This window comes from Pannonibacter anstelovis, assembly GCF_036881715.1.
GTDB classification, from domain to species: Bacteria; Pseudomonadota; Alphaproteobacteria; order Rhizobiales; family Stappiaceae; genus Pannonibacter; species Pannonibacter anstelovis.
This window is the reverse complement of the sequence record NZ_JBAKBF010000016.1, coordinates 51,356-67,458: the sequence shown is the minus strand read 5'-3', so window position 1 is coordinate 67,458 and position 16,103 is coordinate 51,356. Positions and strand designations below refer to the sequence as shown.

The following is a 16,103-nucleotide window of genomic DNA, read 5'->3' as shown; positions in this document are numbered from 1 at the left end:
AGACGGGATGGACCCCGCGAAAAGGGGCCATCCCGGCTCAGTCCGGCTTGCCCTGCGAGGGCATCAGCGCATAGCCAACACCGCGGATGGTGACGATCGGAGCATCTTTTCCCTCGTGCTGCATCTTCTTGCGCAGGCGGGCGATCAGATTGTCGACCGTATGGCCGCTGATGTCGCGCGGGTCGCGGTTGGAGATCACATCCAGCAGAAAGTCCCGGCTCAGCGGCTGCATCTGGCGTGAGGCCAGTGCCACGAGAATGTTGAATTCACCGGCTGTCAGTTCGACAAGCTGGCCGTTGGGACGGAACAGCTCACGGCGCACCACGTCCAGGATCCACCCGTCAAAGGTGATCACCGGCTCGCGGGAGCGGCGCAGCACGCTGCGGATTCGGGCGAGCAGCGTGCGCAGGTTGATCGGCTTGGTGACATAGTCATCTCCGCCCGCCTCGAGCCCGGCCAGCACATCTTCATCGGAATCCCGCCCTGTCACGAAGATGAGGCCGAACCGCTCACCAAGGCGCAGCTGCCGCGCCAGTTCGATGCCATCTTCATCGGGCAAATTGACGTCAAGCAGAATGATGTCGGGCTGCAAGCCCTGCAACCGGGCCCTCAGATCCGCACCGGTCCCTGCGGCGATGACCGTCATGCCATTATCCTTGAGGAAGCCGGAGATCATTTCCAGGCTTTCGGGGGCATCTTCAACGACAAGTACTGTTGCGGTCATCAGCGTGCTGTCTTCCCGGGCGCGTCAGTTCCCTTCGCGCCTGTATGCGTTTCAAGCTCTGCGATCGCAGCGGCAAGTGCGGTTGAGAGCTTATCGATAGCGCCGTTATTTGGCGCAGCTTTCTCTGTCAACAAGAGGCCCGCAGCGTGCTGAAGATCAGTGTAACCCATGTTGGCCGCACTGCCCTTCACCCTGTGTGCAACACGCTGCAGTTCTACGCTATCACCTTCAGCCTTACGCAAAGCTTGAAGCTGCTCTTTCAAATTATCCAGGAACAGGATCTGCAGCTGCGCAAGCCTGTCAGGTCCCAGCAGCTGCGCCGGCGCAGTTATCTCCCCGGACGATGAAGGTCCTCTCAGCAGCTGCCCCAATTCTTCCGCCAGATCCCGGACATGCTTGCCTTCTGTCCGTCCACATTGGAAGACCGCGCCGGTACCAAGCCGTCGCAGTTCTTCCTCAGCCGACGGCCCATCGGCACAGGTGACCAGCTGCATGCCGCATTCGCAAAGCTTCTGCGCCACGGCCACATCCCCCATACGGCGCGGGAATAGGATCATTACCGGAAAGGGCCGCACGGCCAGGATATGCTGAGCCGCCTTGATGTCCGGCAGCGGAAAGACACGGTAACCGAGGTCCGTGAGACCTTCCGGCAGGCCAGGCGGAACATCACCTGCAATCAGAATATCGGCACCCGGCAGGATGTTGAGCGGCCGCATCGGCCGCCGCTCCGCCGAAGAGCGCTCCTGCGCATACCGCCGGTTGGCGGCCCTGTGCAGCGTATCGTTCAGAAGCTCCGGCCGGACAGGCTTTTCCAGATGCCCGTCCATACCCGCCTCCTGCGACCGGCGCCGGTCCTCCGGAAGGGCATTGGCCGTGAGCGCGATGATGGGCAGATTGCGGAAGGCGCCACCCAGCGCCCGGATGGCGCTGCAGGTTTCATAACCGTCCATGCCGGGCATCTGCAGGTCCATCAGCACCACATCAAAGGGCCGCGCCTGGACCAGCTTCAGTGCCTCCTCACCACTGTCTGCCACGGTGCAGACATGGCCCTCGCGCTCCAGCAGCCCGCAGGCGACCAGCTGATTCACCGGATTGTCTTCCACCAGAAGGATCGCCAGGCTGCGCAGCGGCACCAGCCCGGCATGAGCGCCGGCTGTCAGCTCCGTTGCGGCTGCCGCAAGCGCCCGCTCCGATGCCTGCGCCATGGGCAGGTTGAGCTGGAAACAGCTGCCTTCACCCTTGACGCTGGTCACGGAAACGCTGCCGCCCATGGCTTCGGCCAACCGCTTGCAAATGACAAGGCCAAGGCCTGAGCCGCCATAACGGCGGCGGATCGAGGCATCGGCCTGGGAGAAGGGCTGGAACAGGCGCGGCATCTCTTCCTCCGAAATGCCGATTCCCGTATCCCGAACGGAAAAGCGCAGCGGCAGAAGCGTGCCACCCGCCTGCACTCCGCCGGACATCTGCCCCTGCAGATCCACCGTAATGGTGACAAAACCCCGTTCCGTGAACTTCACCGCATTGCCGGCCAGATTGAGCAGGATCTGACGCAGTCTTGCAGGATCTCCCATCACCTGGCGCGGAACATCAGGGTGGAAATCCAGCCGGACGGATAGTCCCTTCTCCTGCGCCTTGGAACTGACCAGTGTCACCACATCCTTGAGAATCTGATGCAGGTCCAGCGGCACGTTTTCATGTTCTGCCGTTCCCGTCTCCAGCTTCGACAGGTCCAGCACATCATCCAGGATGGTGGCGAGAGCCTCTGCGGATTGCTGCAGGATTTCCAGCCGTGTGCGGGCGACCGGCGGCAGTTCTTCGGCCTGCGCGAGCCGCACCATGCCGAGCACCCCATTCAACGGAGTGCGGATCTCGTGGCTCATGACCGCAAGGAAGTCCGCCTTGACGCGGGCGCCGGCCTCTGCCGCATCCTTGGCCTGCCGCAACTCCTCATTGATCTGCCGCTCACGGTCGATACGCAGAAACTCTTCCCGGCGCATGCGATTGAGCTGCACCCGCGCCACGCTGCCGGCCACATAACCAACGGTGATCACAAGAAAGATGGAGGCCAGGTCCAGCGGTGTTTCGGGCTTCGGCCGCAACACCCCCCAGAACAGCAAGCTGATGAGCGGTGCATAGGCACTGGTCAGAGCCACCCCCCGGAAGCGCCCCGGCAGATACATGGGCATGGCAATGGCGATCAGCGGCAGAAGCAGACCGCCATGACGGGTCAAGGCGGGATGATCGAAAATCAGCGCATTGAGAAAGAAGAACGGCAGGATGTGTGCATAGGTCAGCACAACAACCTGGCGGTGGCTCTCGGCCTTCGCCAGAACGTAAAGCACCACGAGGCAGAGCACAGCCAGCACCGCACGGACGCCCAGAAAGAGCAGCAGGCGCGGCTCCTCCAGCATCATGATGTCCATGGGTGCAAAGGCCAGGCTGGCGATGGTCGTCGCCGTGACACAGAGCTTGGCCGTCCCCAGCGTCTCGCGGAGAGACGCCGTACAATAGGCGTCTTCCCGTTCCCGGTTCCGGAACTCACCGGTCCAGCTGAACAGCCGTGATGCTGGAAGATCCAGGGCGGATTGCGTAGTCATCGAATCGGACCTGCGCAGGTCTGTGGTTTCCCAAAGACATACCGCCTTATTCGCCTCCGTGCGACGTCAACCCGAAAAACGCCGGAGGCTCAGCCGCCCGCCGCCAGCTTCAGCACATCCGCCTCGTTCACCTCCGTCAGCGGCATGTGCAGGCGGAGCACCTCGATCGGATGACCTTCGCGCAACAGGCCAATGACCGTTTCCACATCCGGGCAGCCCTCATCGCGGCAGGAAAGCTCCGACAAGGAGATGGCGACGCCCTCCTCAAGGGCAAAGGCCGTGCGGACCCAGCCCTTGATCTCGGCGATCTTCTGCGGAATACCGCGCGAGCGCGGCTTGAGCGGATTGATGAATGCCGTCATGTCTCAGGCGTCCCGTGTTGGTTTGGGCCCCAGCCCGATTGCATTGCGCAGGCGCTCCATGGCTGAAGGGCGGCCGACGAGCACGGCTTCAAACAGCTCGCGGACGGGCTTCTCCTCCAGCTCGTCCGTGATGAACACCAGCCGTCCGCGATGGTCCTCGCTCGGCCAGGCCTCCAGCTGCACGGCCGGAAAAACAGCATGCTGCACGGCATGGATCACCAGCGGCCTGTCAGGTGCATCTTCCAGCGCGATCAGCCCCTTGACGCGCAGAAGGCGCGGCCCGGCAGCCTTCACCAGCACCTCCATGAAGCGCTTGTAGTTGGCTTCGGCAAAAGGCGTATCGGAGGTGAGCACGAAACTGTTCACCCGGGCAGCGTGGCGGGAAAGCCCGCTTTTGCCATGCACATGGCCGCCCTCGGCGCTAACGGCCTGATCCATGGCAAGCCACCCCAGCACATCCTCGCCAAGGCTGGCCGGCTGATAGTTGCGCGGCACGAACAGGCTGTCGAGGTCAACGCCTTCCCCGTGCCGGTCGATAAGCTCAGCCGCAGGGTTCAGCTGCCGCAGGCCTTCTGCCAGCAGATCGATATCGCGCTTGCTCGCCGGGTCCTGCGCCAGATCCGTCTTGGTCAGCACGATCCGGTCGGCAAAGGCCACCTGCTTGGCCGCTTCGAAATGGTTCTCCAGCGTGATTTCGCCCGTGATGATGTCGACTGTGGTGACGACACCGGCAAGCACGAAATGCCGCGCCACAACATGGTCGCGCAGACCCATGGCGGGCATGGCACCGGCTACCAGCTGGTTGACCAGCGGTGCGGGATCGGCAAGGCCGGTGGTTTCGATGATGACTCGGGAGAACGGGGCGACATCGCCGCTCTCCACCGCTTCATACAGCTCGTAAAGGGTTCCGCGCACATCGGAGCCGGCGGTACAGCATAGGCAGCCGGTGGAGGTGCGCATCAGCTCGCCCCGGCCCACCCGGACCAGATCATGATCAATCGGCACCTCGCCGAATTCGTTGATGATGACCGCCGTATCCTGCCCGTTCTCACGGCTCAACAGATCCTGCAAAAGCGTCGACTTGCCGGAGCCCAGAAAGCCGGTGAGGACGATAACGGGGATTTTCTGCGTGATCTTTGACATTCCGTCCCCAATTCCTCGCACCGGCGGCTGCAGGTCATTCTGTCCTGCCTTGAGGCAATCCGGCAGGACACCGGCTAGAAATAAGCATCTGGCACGTGCTGGCAAGCGCGCATGAGAATGTTACATTATTACATGCATTCAAGTACCGCAAGACGGTCAGGCGCTTGACAGCAGGGCAGATGAGCATTTTAGTTCGTCAATCTAACGAACAAAAAAGAGCCCAATATGGTCCCCATCCCGCAACACCAGGCCACGCATCACGCCGTATTCCAGCAACTTCTATCCGATGGCCCCATGTCCCGGGCCGAGCTGGCGCGGCGCTGCGGCTTGTCAAAGCAGACACTGTCTCTTGTATGCCGGGCGCTGGAGAATGCTGGCCTCATCCGCCAGGCCGGTGAGACCGAAGGTCACATCGGGCGCAGGGCCAGCGTTTTCGCTCCGGTTCCGGAAGCGGCCTGCTGCGCCGTGGTGGATCTGGGGGGCACCAAGGTGACCGTTGCCCTTGCCACCCTCACCGGCTCACTGCTGTCAGGCCTGACGGAAGCAACGGACAACCGGGGCGGCGGGCACGTCATCACCCAGATCGCCCGCCTGTGCCGGGAAACGGCTGCGGCTTCCGGCATTGAGTGGAACCGGGTGCGCCATGCCGTCATCGGTGTGCCCGGCGCACCGGACCTCACGACCGGCCGGGTGATGATGGCACCCAACATTCCGGCCTTCGATACATTCGACGTGCGTGCCGCCTTCGCCGAAGCGCTCGGATGCAGCGTGCAACTGGAAAATGACGTGAACCTGTCTGCGGAAGGCGAGCGGTGGGCCTTGTCCACCGCAGCTCCTGTTCTGGACATGGCCTATATTTCCATCGGCACCGGCATCGGCTGCGGCCTCATCTGCGATGGCCAGCTGTTACGCGGCGCCGCACATGCGGCCGGAGAGATAGCATTTCTGCCCTTTGGCGCTGATCCGTTCGACCCGCAATCGCGGGACTGCGGCGCGCTGGAACAGGAGGCAGGCTCCCACGGCATGCGCCGCCGCTACCATGCACTGAGCGGCAAGGACATCACCGTGCCTGAGATCTTCACCCTCGCAGAAGGGGGCGATCCAGCCGCGGAAACCGTGCTGGCGGACACTGCCCGGCTGGTGGCTCGTGCCATTGCCGCGCTTGCTGCCATCACCAACCCAGCCCTTGTGGTTCTGGGTGGCTCCATCGGCGCAAGGCCGGATTTCATCGCCCGCGTCCGCGCACTTGCACCCCAGTGCCACCCCTCTCCACCCGAAATCCGCCTTTCGCAGCTTGGCAGCCGCGCCCCTCTGGCCGGAGCGGCCCGGCTTGGCCTCCCAAGGCTGATCGAGACCGCCCTCGGCGGCTAAGTCACGCCCTTCTTCCTGGAGGCGCACTCCACCGGACGGCTTCGGTAGAAACACGGTTGCCCTTGCGCCGTTTCCCCCGCTACTTTCACAGCCGGTAAGGCTCACGGGAGGAGACCTTGTCCTCGCGTGGCCACACGCCAGTGCCGGGCCGCGGCATCCGCTGCGCCCGATGCCGGGTGAGAACACCGGAACCAAAAGGGAGGCATATTCATGAACCTATTCAAGCGTTCGCTTGGTGCTGCTGCCATCGCGGCCACCGCCATTGGCGTTGCCATGGCACCTGCAAAGGCCGAATTCATCAACGTGCTCACGGGTGGCACATCTGGCGTCTATTATCCGCTGGGCGTTGCCCTGTCCAAAATCTATGGCGAGAAGATCGAAGGCGCCCGCCCGCAGGTGCAGGCCACCAAGGCTTCGGTCGAAAATCTCAACCTTCTTCAGCAGGGGAAGGGCGAGATCGGCTTTGCCCTTGGCGATTCGGTCAAGCTCGCCTGGGAAGGCAATGCTGAAGCAGGGTTCAAGGCTCCGCTCAACAAGCTGCGCGGCATCGCCGCCATCTACCCGAACTACATCCAGATCGTCGCCTCCAAGGACAGCGGCATCACCGATCTGGCCGGCCTCAAGGGCAAGAGCCTGTCGGTGGGCGCCGCCAAGTCCGGTACGGAGCTGAACGCCCGTGCCATCTTTGCTGCCGCAGGCATGGGTTATGGCGATCTTGCCAAGACCGAGTATCTGCCCTTTGCCGAGTCCGTGGAACTGATGAAGAACCGCCAGCTCGACGCCACCCTGCAATCCGCAGGCCTTGGCGTCGCCTCGCTGAAGGACCTGGCCACCTCCGTTCCGGTCAACATGGTGGCCGTGCCGGAAGACGTGGTGACGAAGCTTGGCGCACCCTACATTGCCGCCACCATTCCGGCTGGTACCTACGAGGGCCAGAGCGCCGATGTACCGACGGTCGCGGTCGTCAACTTCCTCGTCACCCATGAGGATGTCTCGGAAGAGACCGCCTACCAGATGACCAAGCAGCTATTCGAGAATCTGCCGGAAATGGTTGCCGCCCATGCGGCAGCAAAGGCCATCAGCCTCGACAAGGCAATTACCGGCATGCCCGTGCCGCTGCATCCGGGCGCAGAGCGCTACTACAAGGAAAAAGGCCTGATGTAAGGCCTCGCCTGACGAGGGAGCGCAGCATCTGCGCTCCCTCTCTTTCTTGTCACCCCTTTTCCCCTTGCATTGACGCACCCGCGAAAGTTCGAGCCGCGCATGAGCACATCCCCGTCATCGCAGACCCCGATTGCCGCCCCTCAGGAAGACCCGCATGGTGCCGGTTTTCAGGAGGGCTTCGAGGGCCGCCTGCTGTTCTGGATCGCCTTTGCCTTTTCCGCGTTCCAGATTGCCACGGCCGCCCATGTGATCGACCTGCCAAGCCAGATCGTGCGTGCCGTGCATGTCGGATTTCTCGGCCTGCTCACCTTTCCTCTGGTCGCCGCCGCCCGGCACGACAAGCTGCCGGTACGCGTTCTGGCCTGGCTCATGGCTTTTGCGGCTGTGTCCGTCGCGGCCTATCAGTGGTGGGACTATACGGACCTTCTGATCCGTTCCGGTGACCCGCTGCCGCGAGATCTTGTCATGGGCGTCATCGCGCTTGTCACGGTCTTTGCAGCCGCCTGGGCAATGATGGGGCTGGCCCTGCCGATCATCGCGGGACTTTTCCTCGCCTACTGCCTCTTTGGCCAGTATCTGCCGCCACCGCTGGACCATCGCGGCTATGACTTTTCGCAGGTCGTCGAGCACATGACCTATGGCACGGAAGGCATCTACGGCATTCCGGTCTACGTCAGCTCCAGCTTCATCTTCCTGTTCATTCTCTTTGGCTCCTTCCTGGAACGGGCCGGGATGATCAAGCTCTTCACCGATGTCAGCCTCGGCCTCGTTGGCCATGCCACGGGCGGGGCCGCCAAGGTTTCCGTCATTTCTTCCGGGCTTATGGGCACCATTTCCGGCTCGGGCGTCGCCAATGTGGTCACCACCGGCCAGTTCACCATCCCGCTGATGAAGCGCTTCGGCTACCGCCCCGCCTTTGCCGGCGGCGTGGAGGCCACATCCTCAATGGGCGGACAGATCATGCCGCCGGTCATGGGTGCGGTGGCCTTCATCATGGCCGAAACACTGGGCGTCGAATATTACGAGATCGTACAGGCAGCCCTCATTCCCGCCGTGCTCTATTTCGCCTCCGCCTTCTGGATGGTGCATCTGGAAGCAGGCAAGCGGAACCTGCGCGGCCTGCCGAAGGATGAGCTGCCCTCCGCCAGCAAGGCGCTGAAAGAAGGCTGGTTCCTGCTGCTGCCGCTCGGCGTGCTGGTCTATCTGCTCTTCGGCGGCTATACGCCGCTGTTTGCCGGCACCATCGGTCTGGGACTGACCGTCCTGCTGATCCTCGGCGGCTCCATTGCGCTCGGACTGCCGCAGGGTGTCATCCGCACCATCTTCTGGATTGGCCTCGGCCTGACGGGCGCTGCCTTCTTCGCGCTCGGCATCAAGGTGCTGCTGATTGCGATCTCGGCGCTGATCCTCATCAACATCTTCACCAAGGGCGGGCGCAACACGCTGGCCCTGTGCCGCGACAGTCTCGCCGACGGCGCCCGGACCGCGCTGCCCGTGGGCGTTGCCTGCGCCCTCGTTGGCATTATCATCGGCACCATGACGCTGACAGGGGCGGCCACCACCTTCGGCCAGTTCATCGTCAGCGTTGGGCAGAACAGCCTGTTCCTCTCGCTGCTTTTGACGATGATCACCTGCATCGTGCTGGGCATGGGCATCCCGACGATCCCGAACTACATCATCACCTCGTCCATCGCAGGCCCGGCCTTGCTGGAACTCGGCGTGCCGCTGATCGTCAGCCACATGTTCGTGTTCTATTTCGGAATTCTGGCTGACCTTACGCCGCCTGTGGCACTCGCCTGCTTTGCCGCAAGCCCGATCGCCAAGGAAAGCGGATTGAAGATCTCCTTCGAGGCGGTGAAAGTGGCGGCGGCCGGGTTCGTCATTCCCTTCATGGCCGTCTATACACCTGCCCTGATGCTGCAGGACGGCGGCGCGCTGGCAGCCAGCATCGGCTACGTCCCGGCGGTGGTCTACGTCGTTCTCAAGGTTGCCATCGCCATCGCTCTGTGGGGCGCTGCCGTCATCGGCTGGCTCGGCGTGCCGCTGCCCTGGTGGATGCGCGCACTTGCCATGGCTTCCGCCTTCACACTGGTTGCCGCCTTGCCCATCACGGATGAAGTGGGGCTGGGGCTCTTTGCGCTCTTCGCCTTCCTCGTCTGGCGGACCAACATGTCGGCTGGCAAGAAGGCCACCCCGAACGCGGGCGCATGAGCGCCTGCCTTCTGGCCGGAGCGCTGACGCTCAGCCTCTCCGGCCCCTTCACACTGGAATGGACCCACTCCGTCGAGAAGACGGAGTGGCAGGAAACCTGGGCTGTAACGGAGGACGGCCTCAAACTTCAGGAGGCGCGTGTGCGCGGCTCGGGCGCGGGCATGGAGCCGGGCGATGGCGCCCGGCTTCAGGACGGCTGGTGGGTCTGGGCTCCCACATTGCCGCCGCAACCGGAGCTTCTGCTCGCCGCCTCTGGCGCCACCGTCTCCGGCTGGACCCTCTGCGCAGACGGCACCTGCCACACGATCGGGGCAGATGCTTCGGAACCGGTCAGGATTGCGCCGTGCAGATAGGAGCGGCTGCGCCCCCTATTCCTCACTTCACCATGTCGCGCTGGTAGATCCAGTCGTGGTCCGGGTGGTTCTTGAAGCGCCACTTGCGCAAGGGGCCAGCCATGACGTTGAGATAATACATCTCGTAGCCATAGGGCGAGCCGCAGGGGTGGTGGCCTTTGGGGACCAGAACCACGTCGTGGTTGGAAACGGCCATCGTCTCGTCGAGGGAGCCGTCCTCGGTGAAGACCCGCTGGATGCCGAAGCCCTGCGCCGGGTTGAGCCGGTGGTAGTAGGTCTCTTCCAGATAGGTCATGTCCGGATAGTTGTCCTCATCATGCCGGTGCGGCGGATAGGACGACCAGTGGCCGGAGGGGGTGAAGACTTCCGTCACCAGCAGGCTGCCAGCCACATCCCGCCCTTCCATGGCGATGTTGTGGATGTAGCGCGTATTGGTGCCCTGCCCGCGCTGGTCAAGCTGGATGCCATCCGGCCCCAGCACCTGCGCTTCATGGGTGCCCTTGCCTGGTGCCGAGCAGACGGCCAGCGTCAGATCCGTGGTGGCGGTGGCAGACCAGTCCGACTGGTCCGGCACATAGAGGCAGGCGGGCGGCAGACGCTCGAACACATCCATGCGCAGCCCCATCTCGCCGAAATCGTTGCCCGATGCGGAGAGGCGGGCCTTGCCCTCGACCAGCACGAGAATGACTTCGCGTCCGCCGGTGGCCTCACCAACGCTTTCGCCCGCCTTCAGCCGGTAGAGATCAAAGCCCACATAGCCCCAGCCGGCGCTTTCCGGCGTGATGGCGTGGGTCTTGCCGTGGGTGCCTTGCGGCTTTCTCAGAAGCTTGCTCATACCGTTCCATCTCCGCCCTGTTGCGCCTTGTAGGTGATGATCAGAGCCCACGCGGCATAGGCCGCAATGGCCGCGAAGAACAGCGCCCAGCCCGTGGAGCCGTTCCAGTATTCAAACCCGGCCCAGCCAGCCGTGACCACCACAATGGCAATGCGCCGCCACAGCGGGCCGTAGAAGGAATGGGTCGGGTCAATAATCTTCATCAAGGTCTCTTTGCTGCGAGGGATCAGGAGAGAGCGGCTGCGCCGAGCGTAGCAGATGTCCGGGGCATGCGCTGAATATACCCCGGACGGAGCTTCGTGCCATGTCTCCCTGGCTTTGCCTATCCACTCCCCTCCCCCTTTGAAGGGGCCTATCGGCTTCACACATCGTATAAGAAGAGGCTGCGAGCGCTGCTTTGATGCTGGAAAGACAAGCAGTTTCATAGTCTTACTTCTCTTGCTGAAGCCTCTCGTTTCCCCTCCCCCTTGAGGGGAGGGGGTAGGGGTGGGGGTCTTCACGCAGGAGCGCGGCTTGATTGGCACTCGTCTCTACCCTGCACACCTTCAATGAAAATACCCCGTGTTTCCAGTCCGTTACCCCCACCCCTCACCCCTCCCCTCAAGGGGGAGGGGGCGGAGAGGCCCTGCCACAGATCAAACGCATGACTGCGGGCAATCCCCGGACCTGATATGTAGATCCGGCGGCCCCCAGCTCCGTTCACCTGCCCTTGTCGAGCCCAGCCTCGCGGGCGAAGCTGCGCAAGGCGTTGAAGCCCATGCTCTGGTACTCGAAGGGATTGCGCACGCTCGGGTCCTGTTCGGCCTCGATGACGAGCCAGCCTTCGTAGCCATGAGCCGCCGCGCTCTTCAGCACGGGCAGGAAGTCCACGCCGCCTTCCGCATCGCCCGGCACGGTGAAGACACCGCGGCGCACGCCTTCGAGGAAGGAGAGGTTTTCCTCACGCACCTGACGCATGATGTCCGGGCGCACGTTCTTGGCATGGATATGGCGCACGCGGGCCATGTGGCGCTCGGCCACTGCTGCCGGATTGCCGCCGCCGAAATAGCAGTGGCCTGTGTCGAACAGCAACTTGGTGGCCGGTCCCGTGTGCTTCATGAACAGGTCGATTTCCGCCTCGCTCTCCACCACCGTGCCCATGTGGTGGTGATAGACCAGCGTGATGCCCTGCTCTGCCGCAAAGGCCGCCAGCGCCTCGACGCCCCGGCCAAAGTCAGCCCACTCGGAGGCGGCCAGCACCGGCTTGTTGTTCACCGGCACGCCGTCATTGCCATGAATGGCATTGGAGGTTTCGCAGGTGATGATCACCTTGGAACCCACCGCCTTCAGCAGGTCGAGGAAGGGCTGCATCGCTGCCTTCTCATCCTCGATGGAGTTCGTCAGAAGGTTCAGCGAGTGCCAGCCGGAGATGTATTTCAGCCCGCGTCCGCCCAGCTCCTTGGCGATGCCTTCCGGCGTCGTCGGCAGCTTGTGGCCCTTCTCGATGCCGTCGAAACCGATCTTGGCGGTTTCATCGAGGCACTGCTCAAGCGAAATATGGGCGCCGAGGGTCTGGTCGTCGTCGTTAGACCAGGCAATAGGATTGGTGCCATAGAGGATCATGGATCAGTTTCTTTCCTGAAGCGAACGTTCGTAGGACTCGCGCGCCGCCCGCACTTCGGCACGGGCGGAAACTTCCGGCACCGCCACATCCCACCAGTGGCCGCCATGGGGCGTGGAGGGGTAGGGATCGGTGTCAATGACCACCACAAACGGACCGCTCGCCATCTTCGCTTCGGCAAGAGCTGCCTCAAGCTCGGCGATGGACCCGGCCTTCACCGCCTTCGCCCCCATGGCACCCGCATGGGCCACGAAGTCGATATGGCTGGGGTTGGTGTGGTTGGTGTGGTCGAGAAGGTTGTTGAACTCGGCTCCACCGGTGCCCATCTGCAGCCGGTTGATGCAGCCGTAGCCCCGGTTGTCGGTGATGACGACCGTGATCTTCTGGCCCAGCATCACGGCGCTGGCGAGTTCGGAATTCATCATCATGTAGCTGCCGTCACCGACCATGCAGATGACGTCGCGCTCCGGCTCCGCCATCTTGATGCCCAGCGCTCCGGCGATCTCGTAGCCCATGCAGGAGAAGCCGTATTCCATGTGATAGGACATGGGGCGGCTCGCCTTCCACAGCTTGTGGAGTTCGCCTGGCATGGTGCCGGCGGCGCACATCACCACCGTATCGGGACCAGCTGCACGCTGCACGGCGCCAATCACCTGCTGATCCGTGGGCAGGCCGTTTGCATCCGCCTCCGGAGCAGCTGTCAGCGGATCGACCTTGGCAAACCAGTCTGCCTTGAGGCTTGCGGCAATGGCCGGGCCCTTGTGGGCGCCCAGCTGCGCAGACAACTCGCCAAGGCAGACGCGGGCATCGCCCTGCAGCGGCACAGCGCCATGCTTCATGGCGTCATAGGCCGCAACGTTGATGGACACGAGCTTGCGCGCCGGATTGCGGAAGAGCCCCCAGGAGCCGGTGGTGAAATCCTGAAAACGCGTGCCAACGCCGATGACGAGATCGGCATCCTTCGCGGCGCTGTTAGCGCTTTCCGATCCGGTAACACCGACAGGACCAAGGTTGAGCGGATGATCCCACGGCAGGGCAGATTTGCCCGCCTGGCTTTCGACCACCGGAATCTGATGCGCCTCGGCAAAGGCCTTCAGCGCCTGCGTAGCGCCGGAGTAATGCACGCCGCCGCCTGCGATCAGCACCGGCTTTTTCGCGGCGCGGATCAGGGCCACCACTTCGGCCAGTTCCGCCTCGTCCGGGCGCTGGCGGCGCTGGCGCCAGACGCGGGGGGCGAAAAACTCTTCCGGCCAGTCATAGGCTTCCGCCTGCACGTCCTGACAGAAAGCCAGCGTCACCGGGCCGCAATCGGCCGGATCGGTCATCACCGCCATGGCACGCGGCAAAGCAGTCAGCAGCTGCTCGGGCCGCATGATGCGGTCGAAATAGCGCGAGACCGGGCGGAAGCAGTCATTGGCGCTGATGGTGCCGTCGCCAAAATCCTCGATCTGCTGCAAAACCGGGTCCGGCCCGCGGTTGGCGAAGACATCGCCCGGCACGAACAGCACCGGCAGCCGGTTGACATGGGCGAGCGCAGCCGCCGTCACCATGTTGGTGGCGCCGGGACCGATGGAGGAAGTCACCGCCATGGCCCGGCGGCGGCCAAGCTGCTTGGCATAGGCGATGGCCGCATGGGCCATGCCCTGCTCGTTGTGGCCGCGCCACGTAGGCAGCGTGTCGCGCACGCCGTAGAGCGCTTCACCAATACCGGCCACATTGCCATGGCCGAAGATGGCCCAGACACCGGCGATGAAGGGCACGCCCTCTTCGGTCATCTGGCTGGAAAGCCAGCGCACCATGGCCTGGGCGGCGGTCAGTCTTACCTTGCTCATGCAGCAACTCCCGATGCACCGCGTGCCGCATCCCATGTGGCGGACAGGCGGGCGAATTTTCCGGCCATCTGCGCAATGGCCTCAGCATCCGTCATCGTTCCGGCGAGCCAGCCGCGTGCTGCCTCGCTGTAGATGGTGCGCCCCACGGCAAAACCCTTGACCAGATCATGCTGCGCGGCCGTGGCAAAGCAGGCAGCAAGCTCGTCTTCCGGAGCGTCTAGACCCAGCACCACGATGCCGCGCACACGCGGATCATAGGCCTTGATCATGTCACAGGTGCGCTTCCACGCTGCATCGGAGCGCATTGGCTCCAGCTTCCACCAGTCCGGATAAACACCGAGCTTGTAGAAGCGCTCGATGATGCGGGCGGTCGTTTCGTCATCCACCGGGCCAACCTTGGAGGGGATGACCTCGAGCAGGAACTCAAGCCGGTTGCGGCGGGCAGCGGCAAACAGGCGCTGGATCACCGCTTCCTGCTCCGCCCAAAGGGCCGCATCATCATCCGGATGGCAGAAGCACAGAACCTTGACCACATGCTCCAGCGGCCATTCGGTCAGACCGCCATAGTCCGGGCCAAGCTCCGGCTCCAGCGTCAGCGGACGCGAGCCGGGCCATTCGACCGGACGGCCAATCCACAGTCCCTTGCCGGCCGCCTGATGCAGCGCATCGCGGCCAAGGCGGTTGTCGCACAGAAGACCGTACCCGGTCTTTCCAGCAGCAACTTCTTCCACGGCGGCAAGACACAGCTTCTTGAAGGCGCCGATCTTTTCCGGCGTTGCCCCCGGCAGCTCTTCCATCTGGCGGCGGTGATCGAAGGCAAAGACATGCATCAACGGCCAGTCATAGGAGCGGTTGGTGGACCAGTGTACCTGCTCCAGCTCAGCGTCCTTGCGCAGCGCAGGCGTAACGATGCCGCGCTTCAGGAAGAACTGCAGCTCCTCCCAGGACGGATAGGCCGGCGTGCAGCCATGACGCGACACGGCAAAGGCACCGCAGGCATTGGCATAGGTCAGCGCACGCGGCCAGGTCTCGCCATCGAGCCAGCCCTTCAGCAAGCCCGCCATGAAGCCGTCGCCCGCGCCCAGCACGTTGAACACCTCGATGGGGAAGCCCGGCCCTGCCTCGCCTTCATCCAGCGTATCGGGAATGGCCCCGGCAAAGGCGGCAGCGCCCATGGGGCCGCGCTTGCAGATCAGCGTCGCCCCCGTCAGCGCCCGCACGGCACGAAGCGCCTCGATGGTGTTGGTGGAGCCGCCTGCAATGTGGAACTCCTCTTCCGTGCCGACGATCAGATCGAACAGGGGAAGGTGCTGCTGCAGGCGGGCCGTCACCTTGGCCGAAGCGATGAAGCGGTTTTCGCCGTCGCCATGACCGGACAGGCCCCAGAGGTTGGGACGGTAATCAATGTCGAGCGCCGTCTGGCCGCCGCTTTCGCGGGCAAGGCGCAGGGCCTTCAGCACGGCAGCTTCGGTGCGCGGATGGGACAGGTGCGTGCCGGTGGCCACAACAGCCCTTGCGCTGGCGATAAAGGCGGGGTCGATGTCGTCCTCGCAGATCGCCATGTCGGCGCAGTTCTCGCGGTAGAAGATCAGCGGGAACTGCTTGTCGTCACGGATGCCCAGCAGCACGAGGGCGGTGAGGCGTTCCGGGTCGGTTTTCACGCCCGTCACATCCACGCCCTCGCGCACCAGCTGTTCGCGGATGAAGCGGCCCATGTGCTCATCCCCCACGCGGGTGATGAGGCCAGCCTTGAGGCCAAGCCGCGCAGAACCGGCGGCAATGTTGGTGGGCGAGCCTCCGATATATTTCTGGAAGCTGCCCATATCCTCAAGACGGCCGCCCACCTGGGAGCCATAGAGATCGACCGACGACCGGCCGATGGTGATGAGATCGAGGGTCTTGCTCATCCGC

The 16,103-nt window shown here is 63.5% G+C and carries 13 protein-coding genes; 4 read left to right on the top strand and 9 right to left on the bottom strand.

All coding sequences use genetic code 11. The features are described from left to right. Positions 1-37 precede the first annotated feature (37 nt). The 4 genes from V6L75_RS19440 to V6L75_RS19425 all read right to left on the bottom strand — a co-directional run bounded on the left by V6L75_RS19440 (position 38) and on the right by V6L75_RS19425 (position 4,826). Positions 38-724, bottom strand: a complete 687-nt coding sequence (locus V6L75_RS19440) for a response regulator transcription factor (protein WP_334253134.1) — start codon at positions 722-724, stop codon at positions 38-40. Then, a complete protein-coding gene (locus V6L75_RS19435) occupies positions 724-3,321 on the bottom strand; it encodes an ATP-binding protein (protein ID WP_334253133.1) in 2,598 nt (865 codons plus the stop codon). The genes V6L75_RS19440 and V6L75_RS19435 overlap by 1 nt, the downstream gene beginning before the upstream one ends. Before the next feature lie 89 nt (positions 3,322-3,410). Continuing rightward, entirely contained in the window at positions 3,411-3,683 is a 273-nt protein-coding gene (locus V6L75_RS19430; RefSeq protein WP_334253132.1) for a nitrate reductase, read from the bottom strand. Between the two features lie 3 nt (positions 3,684-3,686). After that, entirely contained in the window at positions 3,687-4,826 is a 1,140-nt protein-coding gene (locus V6L75_RS19425; protein ID WP_334253131.1) for a CobW family GTP-binding protein, read from the bottom strand. A 225-nt stretch (positions 4,827-5,051) separates the two neighbouring features. On the opposite strand from V6L75_RS19425, the gene V6L75_RS19420 reads away from it, so the two are divergent. The 4 genes from V6L75_RS19420 (at position 5,052) to V6L75_RS19405 (ending at position 9,925) form a co-directional block, all read left to right on the top strand. Continuing rightward, positions 5,052-6,197 carry an ROK family transcriptional regulator gene (locus V6L75_RS19420; protein WP_334253130.1) on the top strand — a complete coding sequence of 382 codons (1,146 nt, stop codon included), beginning with the start codon at positions 5,052-5,054 and terminating at the stop codon, positions 6,195-6,197. A gap of 210 nt (positions 6,198-6,407) precedes the next feature. Beyond that, positions 6,408-7,361: a TAXI family TRAP transporter solute-binding subunit gene (locus tag V6L75_RS19415; protein WP_334253129.1), complete on the top strand. Its 954-nt coding sequence runs from the start codon at positions 6,408-6,410 to the stop codon at positions 7,359-7,361. Positions 7,362-7,460: 99 nt separating this feature from the next. Then, positions 7,461-9,572 (top strand): TRAP transporter permease, encoded by a 2,112-nt coding sequence (locus V6L75_RS19410; RefSeq protein ID WP_334253128.1) that lies wholly within the window; start codon positions 7,461-7,463, stop codon positions 9,570-9,572. Then, positions 9,569-9,925, top strand: coding sequence for a DUF1850 domain-containing protein (locus V6L75_RS19405; RefSeq protein ID WP_334253127.1), 357 nt, complete (start codon positions 9,569-9,571; stop codon positions 9,923-9,925). Before V6L75_RS19410 ends, V6L75_RS19405 begins: the two co-directional genes overlap by 4 nt. A gap of 22 nt (positions 9,926-9,947) precedes the next feature. Here the strand turns inward: V6L75_RS19405 and iolB are convergent, their stop codons facing one another. The 5 genes from iolB to V6L75_RS19380 form a co-directional block, all read right to left on the bottom strand. Then, complete coding sequence (gene iolB / locus V6L75_RS19400; protein ID WP_334253126.1) at positions 9,948-10,760, bottom strand: 5-deoxy-glucuronate isomerase; 813 nt, start codon at positions 10,758-10,760, stop codon at positions 9,948-9,950. Then, the gene (locus V6L75_RS19395; RefSeq protein ID WP_334253125.1) at positions 10,757-10,963 is read right to left on the bottom strand and encodes a hypothetical protein; all 207 of its coding nucleotides are present in this window, start codon (positions 10,961-10,963) and stop codon (positions 10,757-10,759) included. Before V6L75_RS19395 ends, iolB begins: the two co-directional genes overlap by 4 nt. 496 nt (positions 10,964-11,459) lie before the next feature. Then, a complete protein-coding gene (gene iolE, locus V6L75_RS19390) occupies positions 11,460-12,362 on the bottom strand; it encodes a myo-inosose-2 dehydratase (RefSeq protein ID WP_334253124.1) in 903 nt (300 codons plus the stop codon). A gap of 3 nt (positions 12,363-12,365) precedes the next feature. Continuing rightward, the gene (gene iolD / locus V6L75_RS19385; protein WP_334253123.1) at positions 12,366-14,192 is read right to left on the bottom strand and encodes a 3D-(3,5/4)-trihydroxycyclohexane-1,2-dione acylhydrolase (decyclizing); all 1,827 of its coding nucleotides are present in this window, start codon (positions 14,190-14,192) and stop codon (positions 12,366-12,368) included. Then, positions 14,189-16,099 carry a bifunctional 5-dehydro-2-deoxygluconokinase/5-dehydro-2-deoxyphosphogluconate aldolase gene (locus tag V6L75_RS19380; protein ID WP_334253122.1) on the bottom strand — a complete coding sequence of 637 codons (1,911 nt, stop codon included), beginning with the start codon at positions 16,097-16,099 and terminating at the stop codon, positions 14,189-14,191. The genes iolD and V6L75_RS19380 overlap by 4 nt, the downstream gene beginning before the upstream one ends. Positions 16,100-16,103: the final 4 nt, after the last annotated feature.